We start from the raw sequence: 8,380 nt of genomic DNA on the forward strand, positions 1-8,380 counted from the left end.
TAAGAATTTAAAACGAGCAAGAAAGATTAACCATCAGCGTTAATTTTAGCAATTAATTCATTTAATACAATATCTGCATTTTCGTGAGCAACTTGACAAGTCCCAGCAGCTTCGTGTCCGCCACCGCCGTATTTTAACATTAACTCACCTATGTTTGTTTTGCTAGTTCTATTAAATATACTTTTACCTGTCGCATAAACCATATTTTGACCTCTAAATCCTAAGATTTTATGAATTGATATATTGCATTCAGGATAAAGTGCATAAATCATAAAGCGATTACCTGGATAAATGATTTCTTCTTTGCTTAAATCTAAAACAACAAGGTTTTTATAAACTTTAGAGCATCTTTTTAGTTGTTCTTTAAACTCTTTTTCGTATTTAATGTATAAATCGCTTCTTTCTACTACATCAGGTAATTTCATAATATCATCAATTTTATGATTTTTACAATAATCAATTAAATCCATCATAAGGTTATAATTGCTTATCCTAAAATCGTGAAATCTACCAAGTCCAGTTCTACTATCCATTAAAAAGCTTAAGAATTCCCAACCTTTAGGCTCAAGTACATCTTCCATTAAAAATTGAGCGCTATCTGCTTTATCAACAGCTACCATCATATCGTGCCATTCTTCAGGAAATTTTACGCCTTGTTTTTCATAATAATCATAAACAACTCTAGCAGCACTTGGTGCATCTGGAATAATTATATGATTATCTGCTTTTCCGTTTCTAATACTTTCGCTTTCGTGATGGTCAAACACTAAATAAGCATTAGGACAATATGGTAAGTTTGTAACAATATCATTATTTGTAATTTCTATTGTTCCATCTTGCATATCTTTTGGATGAACGAATTTAATATCACTTATTAAATCCATATGTTTAAGCAAAACAGCACATACAAGTCCATCCATATCACTTCTAGTAATTAATCTATATTTATTCATAGTTTTTCCTTTGTTTTTTTGATTATTTTTAAGTATTTTATACTATTTGATTGCATTTGTTTTATTTCATAATAACAATGCTCATCTTCACATCTTTCTTTTTCACTTGGAACATGTCCTAAACGATTAAAGACATAACCACCAATTGTAAGTTCTTCTAATTCATCATCATATTTAATATCTAGAATTTCTTCAACACTTTCAATATCTAGTCTTCCATTTACTATATAAACATTATCGTTAATTTTTCTGAAATCTTGTTCTTTTTTATCATGCTCATCGTTTATATCTCCAACAAGTTCTTCAATAATGTCTTCCATAGTTAAAAGCCCAGCTGTTCCACCATATTCATCAATTACTATGGCTGTATGAATTTGCTCTTTATTCATTTGAACAAGAACCTTTGAAATACTAATATTTTCTGGAACAAATAGAACTTTTCTTACACATTCATTTAAATCTTTATTTTGATTATCTAATAAATCTCTAATATGAATCATACCTAAAACATTGTCTTTACTAGCATCTATAAAAGGAAATCTAGTGTGTTTATAATCATGAACTATTTTTATATTTTCTTCGTATGAATTAACTTTATTTAAGCAAATCATATCTCTTCTAGGAGTCATTATTTCTTTCGCTACAATATCACTAAAATCAACAGCATTTTGTATGAGTTCGGTTTCAAATTCATCTAAAACGCCACTTTTTTGACTTTCGCTTGCTATGAATTTAATTTCTTCTTCAGAATGAGCTGCGTGCTCGTTTGTTTTTATTCTTAATATTTTCAATATAGATAAAGATAAGAAATCAAATGTAACTATGAAAGGTGCAAAAATTATTCTAAATAAATAAAGTGGTCTTGCTATCCATAAAACTATGCTTTCAGTTTTTGCAATTGCTATACTTTTTGGAACAATTTCTCCTAAAACTACATGAAGTAGTGTAATTAATATAAAAGAAATAGCAACAGAAATACTATGTATTGCTATAGGATTTACATCAAAGCTTGATAGAATTTTATTTAATAAAACAGCGACAGAACTTTCTCCTAACCAACCAAGAGCCAAAGAACTTAAAGTAATACCTAATTGAGTAGCTGATAAATAAGTATCTAAATTTTTATACATTTCTAAAGCTAGTTTTGAATTAGCTCTTTTTTGATTTACAAATTCTTCTAACTTACTTTTTCTAATCTTGACAATACTAAACTCAGATAATACAAAAAATCCATTTAAAAAAACACAAAACAATGCTAAAAACAGCATTAATGCCGTATAACTGGGGTCCAAAAAATCTCCTTGTAAAAAATAAAGCTAAAATTATAAACATACAAACTTAAAAAATAGTAAGAATTATAAAAAGGCATTTTTATATTAAAAATTAAAAGGAATTTAAAATAATTTGATTTATTTTAAATTCCTAAAAAATTATTTAGTGTATTCTACGCTAAAGCTTTCTTTTGCACTAATTTCGCTATTTGAGTGCATTCTAATTAAATCTTTTATATATTCATTAGTTTTTTTATCACTTGATAATTCAAGTTCAATACTTCCATCGGTAAGTTTGTTGATATTAGAATTGTAATCACTTGTAAAAGAAATATTATTAATAATATCAGCAATTGGTTTTAGATAATAATGTCCGCTAGTAGTTGCGCTTGTATATAATTCGCTAATTTTACCAGTTGTATTTATATATTTTAATTTTAAATCACTCGGTAATAATTTTTTATATTTTTTACCCGCATCTGCTTTAGTATCTTTATACATTGCATAAGCAAAAATAAATGGATAATTTTTTGTAAAATTAACAGGAGTTCCTTTATCTATTGTTATGCTACTTGTAGTATCAAGATTAAATTCATTTACATCAGGCTTATTTAAAATGTCTTTACTAGGTGCTAAGTCATTTGTTTTTTGGAATTTCGTATAGCCTATTTTTGTAATAAATTCTAAATCATCAGGACTTGCTTCGTATTTTTTAGCAACGCTACTTAGAGTATTTAAATTTTTATTAACTTCGTTATCTAAATTTTGCATTTTTGAATCAAAAATTGCATTTAGTGTAGTATTGCTAGCGCTTAAAGTCATTTTGATTTTTTGATTTGTGATATTCATATTTTTAATACTTAATTTATTTGTATAAATTCTATATCTACTACTAGCTTGAGTATCGTTATTATCTAAGAAATTTAAATCAAAATCTATATCAATATCGCTAGGAAAATACTTATATACATATTCTAAGCTATTAGCAGAACTTGAACCTTTATTTTCTATATTTACAGGTATATTTAGTGAATGTGTAAAATCACAATTTATACCAGAACATTTACCCAAATCAGCTTCGCTTTGTCCTACAACTTCATCAGAAAATAAAACAGCATCAGATAAACCATCAGATGTTTTTATATTATTTAAATTCGTAGTAGATGAGCTAGTAAAATCAGCATTAATAGGCTTAATTAATATATGACAAGATATTTTTCCATTAGCGTTGATTGTATTTGAAAATCCAGTATTTTCACATTTTTTATTAGTAATATCACTTCCTACAAAATCATTGTCTTTAAACTCAATAATTCCACTTCCAGCAAAAGGATAGGCAATTACCATATCAAAACTATAATCTTTATTATTGCGTTTAAAATTAATAGGATTTAGTTGGCTAATTTTGTTATAAGCACTTGTTTCTAAATCAAATGTATAAAAACTACCTTTGCTATTTGTAACTTTTAATTTAGCTTCTTTAATTCCTATATTTGAATTAATACTTAATTTTCTATCTTGGGTATCTAATACACTTGCTTTAAGGGTAGTTGGTAAAGGTTTTTTTAATCCTTCTCCTGCTTTAGTAACAAAATCATTTATTTTTATTTCAGCTGGTCTTACCATAAAGTTTTTGCATATTGGAGTAGGGGTTAATAATTTACCTTGCATATCTTTTTGAGTATAGCAAATATCGTGGCGACCTGGAGTTATATTGATAAATTCAATTATAAAATCTCCCATCATTTGATTATCAGGATTTACTCTAAAATCATCTTTATCGTATATTAAAACCTTAGTAGCTCTTCCATCATCGTGATTTACACTTGCAGTATTAGAAAAGAAACTAATTCTAGTTTTATCAGCTACATGAACAAAACCTATATATACATTATCTCCAACCATTCTTGTATATGTATCATTAGCTATTTTTGCTTTTTTATCATTTAAGTCTTTAATACTAGGTCTTAAATCTTCTCCTAGACTAGGTTTTCTATTTAATATTTTCCAGATACTTCCAAAATAGTGTTGTTTTTGCACTATTTCTTCATCTGTTAAAATAAATGCTGCAGTCTCACTAACGCCCTTTATGATATTTTTACTATCTACTTCAAACATAGGTCTTTTGTCGTTATCGTAAATTCTTTCTGTTGTAATTTCTATTAACGATGGTTCTTTTAATTTAAAGCTAAGTTCTCTTATGAAGTATTCTAAGTTTTCTGAATTAGCGTAATCTAAATCTAGTTCATAATAAATTACACTTGGTTGTCTTGATACAATATTGTAATCATTTCCATTTTTTGCTAAAGTGCTAATTTGAACTCTTAAATCTACATAATATTTGCTTAAATCTTTATCACAACATTTTATATAATTTCCATCTTTAGTCTTTGTATAATCATATCTTTTTTCTAAGTTTTGACCATTATAAAATGGAGTTATATGAACTTCAGGAATTTTATTAAATATAGGATATGTTTTATCTCCTACTTTTGCACTGCCTGCTGGATTTAAATCTTTTGAAATTAAACTAAATTTAGTGCTATTTGCGTCAGGATAGAATAAGAATTTAAAATTAGCATTAATTTCAGGCTTATTTTTATAAATGCCTACAATTGTATCAGCAGGGAATTTCCCATCTCCATAATTTTTACCCCAATTTACAATATCTGTAGATGTAAAATATTTTGGATTTTTTAAATGAGCGTATAAATCCCCTGGACTTGCTGTGTATTTTTTCATATTGTCTTTATAGTATTTATATTCTTCTTTTAATGAAGTTGGTCTTAAATGTAGGCTAAAGATTTTTGTGCTTATATTTTCTTGATTACCTATATCTTTAGGCATAATTCCAGCTCTTTCTCTTATGCCGTTTTGTTTGTATTTTGAATTCTTACATTCTTTTCGTATATCAAATAATCCAGGTGCAACTTTGATTATACAATCTTTTGAATTTTTGATTTCTTTATATATTGCTTTTTCGCCTATTGCTCCATCTCTAGTTTTATGAATACTATAAATACTTCTTTCTTGTGTTGTATCTATGTAAGGAGAAAATCTTTGAATATATTTAGCATTTGCAAGTGCTTGATTGTTGTTATAAACGAAATTCCTAAGCCTTAAAGCTTTTATATCATAGGTTTTATATTCGTTTGATTTCCACTGACTTTTTTCATTGTAATATCCATTGCTAGAAAAGTAATATCCATCGTAATATTCCATATTAAATGTGTAGCATTTGCTTAGTCCTGATTTATTTTGTGCGAAATATTGATTATTTAAAAATCCCCATTTAGCATTACCTTTTAAAAATTCTTTAGGAGAATACAAGGCATTATTTTTTAAGAAAAATTGTTCTGAATATTTAGCACATTCATCGTTTGTATAATAAGCATTATCAGTTAATGTCGCACCTACTTCGTTCTCATCTAGCGTTAAAGGTATTCCGCTAGCAAATCCTTGGTCAGGATTTAATCTACAACCTTTGCTTTTCATAAATCTTACAAAATCATTGTATGCGTTTTCGCTATCAGAAGTTGTGCTTGAGCCGTGCTGATAGCCTAGATAAGTATTTGCAAATCTATAAGCATTTGAGTTTTTTTCATTATTTAGTAATTGTTCGCTTAAAAAATAGCTAAAAATTGAATCATTATTGCTACTTGCTAAAAGTATGATTTTGCCTGTTGTATTAACTTCAAATTCTTTAAACACATCTTGAATATACGATTCATCATAAAAATAAGATTTCATTGGAAAAGTAATTTCAGTATTTTTTACACTATCTAGCTTTTTAGGTTTTGAGTTTTGATGAGAAATAAAATCATCATAATTATTAGGATTATAATTAGTTCCCGCTGCATTATCTTCGTAATTTACACAAAATACATTTTCTCTAAATCTTCTTGAATCGGTATGATGAGATGATTGATTGCCTTGAAAATAGCCAAATTTTTTCACAATGCTATTTTGATAATCTAGTTTAGCCCAAGCATAATCCCAATTAAATCCCCAATTTACAATAATTCTTTGCTCGTCTTCAGCATCAGTTCTGTTAAAATGATCATCTATGTTAAAGATTTGATAAAGTTGAAAACAAGCGCTTCTGCCTTTATCATTATTTCTTGTATTATTTATAACGCAATCAGCTAAATCTATATCTGTATGTTGTTTATGGTTTTGAGTTCCAAAATACATTCCGAAAGGATGAACTTTATTTGTATATTCATAAGAATAAAGATTAGATATTACAAGTAGTGATATGAGGACTTTTTTCATTATGCACCTTTAAATTAAGATTTCAAGTTAATTAATTATATTTTTTAGTTTTTAAATTAAGATTAAATTAAAAAATTATGATTTAAAAGAGTATTTAAAAATAGCCCCTTTTTCATAATTAAATGCTTCATATACAATATCGTATTTTTTACAAATATTTCTTACTATATTAAGACCTAAGCCAAATCCACCTTTAGCTAAATCTTCTCTAGCATATCTTTGCCAAATTCTTTTTGTATCTTTTATGCCAATTCCTTCATCTTGTATTATAAAAATTATTTTTTCATTTGATTGGTTTAAAGATATTGTAATTTTAGAATTAACTTTTGTATATTTAATTGCATTTGAAATATTATTATCTACAATTCTTAGTAACTCTACTTCGCTGATTAATACATATAAATCATTAGTGATTTCTAAATGAAATTCCACACTTTTCATACTAGCAATACTATTAAAAAAATCAATTCTTGTTTTTAAAAAATTAGAAAAATTAATATTTTTTAGTGGGTATTTAGCATTTGGATTTTCTATATAAAATCCTACATCATCATATGTTGTTTTCATTTGATTTAGTGCTGCTTTAATTCTTTTTTGATATTTATTACTTTCTAACATATCAGCATTTAATAAGGCTATACCCAATGGCGTTTTTAACTCGTGCATTGCATCATAAAAAAATGTATTCATAGTGTTTTTATACCAAATTAAACTTTTGATATTGTTTTTATAAACTAAGTAAATTAAAACAAATAATATAAAAGTTCCCCCACCAAATACTATAGCAGCATTGATTATGCTTTTATTATAAACGCAAGGTTTTGATAGCACCACATTGTATGTTGTATTGTTTATTTGTTTTTGGAATTTGTAATAAAGCAAAGAATTATGAGTTTTATATATAAAATCATCTTTTATATAGTTTATATCAAGTTCGCATTTTAAAATTTCTTCATTATTGAAAATACATATTTTTATATCTTGTAAGTTATTTAAATCCTTATTTATATAACTTGCTAGTTCTAATAGTGTAGAGTTTTTATCATTAGCTACACTTAATTTCAATATATTTATAGCTAACATTGATATTACTAAAGCTATAAGGGTTAATAGTATTGTTTGCTTAGACATTGATTTTATAGCCAAGTCCTCTAGATGATATTATAAAATCATCGCAAGTTTTTGCTCTAATTCTTTTTACATATACTCTTACATCGCTTGAGCCATTGGTTTCAAATTCTTCATTTGCCCCCCCCCATACATATTCATAAATACTGCTTACATTTACATAACTTGATTTATTGCTTAACAAATATTCAATCAATGTGATTTCTTTACTAGTAAGCTCTATTAGAGTTTTATTTTTGCTAAGACTTTTAGAAATATAATCATATACAAACTCGCCTGAAATTGTGATTGTATCATTACTTTGAGTGTTAAAAAATTGTTTTAATAATTCTTTAATTCTATATTTTAATTCATCTAGTTCAAAAGGTTTTTTAAGGTATTCATTGCAGCCTAGTTCATATCCTTTTTTAATACTTGCTATATCAGTTCTTGAAGTCATCATCATAATAGGGTTAGTAATATTTAAGCTTTTTATATAACTTAATACATCAAAGCCATTAGTATTTATTACTTTTATATCAAGTATATAAAGATGATAAAATTTATTTGCGATAGTTTTACAGGCTAAGTCGCCATCACTAAAAACATCAACACTAAATCCTAAATCTTGCAAATATTCACAAATACTAGTAGCATATAAATAATCATCTTCAAGCAATAAAATATTCATAATTACTTCCTTAAAAAATGTTTATTTTAGTTTTTTAATATTATTTTTAGCTAAAAAGTGTCTAAATTAGGATATTTCAATCA

5 protein-coding genes are annotated in these 8,380 nt (G+C 26.4%); all 5 read right to left on the minus strand.

Going from position 1 to position 8,380, the window contains the following annotated elements:
• Positions 1–26: 26 nt before the first annotated feature.
• Positions 27–953, minus strand: a complete 927-nt coding sequence (locus AVBRAN12637_RS06990; protein WP_214118727.1) for an exopolyphosphatase — start codon at positions 951–953, stop codon at positions 27–29.
• The gene (locus AVBRAN12637_RS06995) at positions 950–2,221 is read right to left on the minus strand and encodes a hemolysin family protein (protein ID WP_214118732.1); all 1,272 of its coding nucleotides are present in this window, start codon (positions 2,219–2,221) and stop codon (positions 950–952) included. The genes AVBRAN12637_RS06990 and AVBRAN12637_RS06995 overlap by 4 nt, the downstream gene beginning before the upstream one ends.
• Positions 2,222–2,383: 162 nt before the next feature.
• Positions 2,384–6,499 (minus strand): hypothetical protein, encoded by a 4,116-nt coding sequence (locus AVBRAN12637_RS07000; RefSeq protein ID WP_336615568.1) that lies wholly within the window; start codon positions 6,497–6,499, stop codon positions 2,384–2,386.
• A 75-nt stretch (positions 6,500–6,574) separates the two neighbouring features.
• The gene (locus tag AVBRAN12637_RS07005; RefSeq protein WP_336614230.1) at positions 6,575–7,582 is read right to left on the minus strand and encodes a sensor histidine kinase; all 1,008 of its coding nucleotides are present in this window, start codon (positions 7,580–7,582) and stop codon (positions 6,575–6,577) included.
• A gap of 40 nt (positions 7,583–7,622) precedes the next feature.
• Positions 7,623–8,297 (minus strand): response regulator transcription factor, encoded by a 675-nt coding sequence (locus tag AVBRAN12637_RS07010; protein ID WP_214118730.1) that lies wholly within the window; start codon positions 8,295–8,297, stop codon positions 7,623–7,625.
• Positions 8,298–8,380: the final 83 nt, after the last annotated feature.

It is taken from the genome of Campylobacter sp. RM12637 (genome assembly GCF_020137645.1).
In the GTDB taxonomy this organism is placed as follows: Bacteria; Campylobacterota; Campylobacteria; order Campylobacterales; family Campylobacteraceae; genus Campylobacter_E.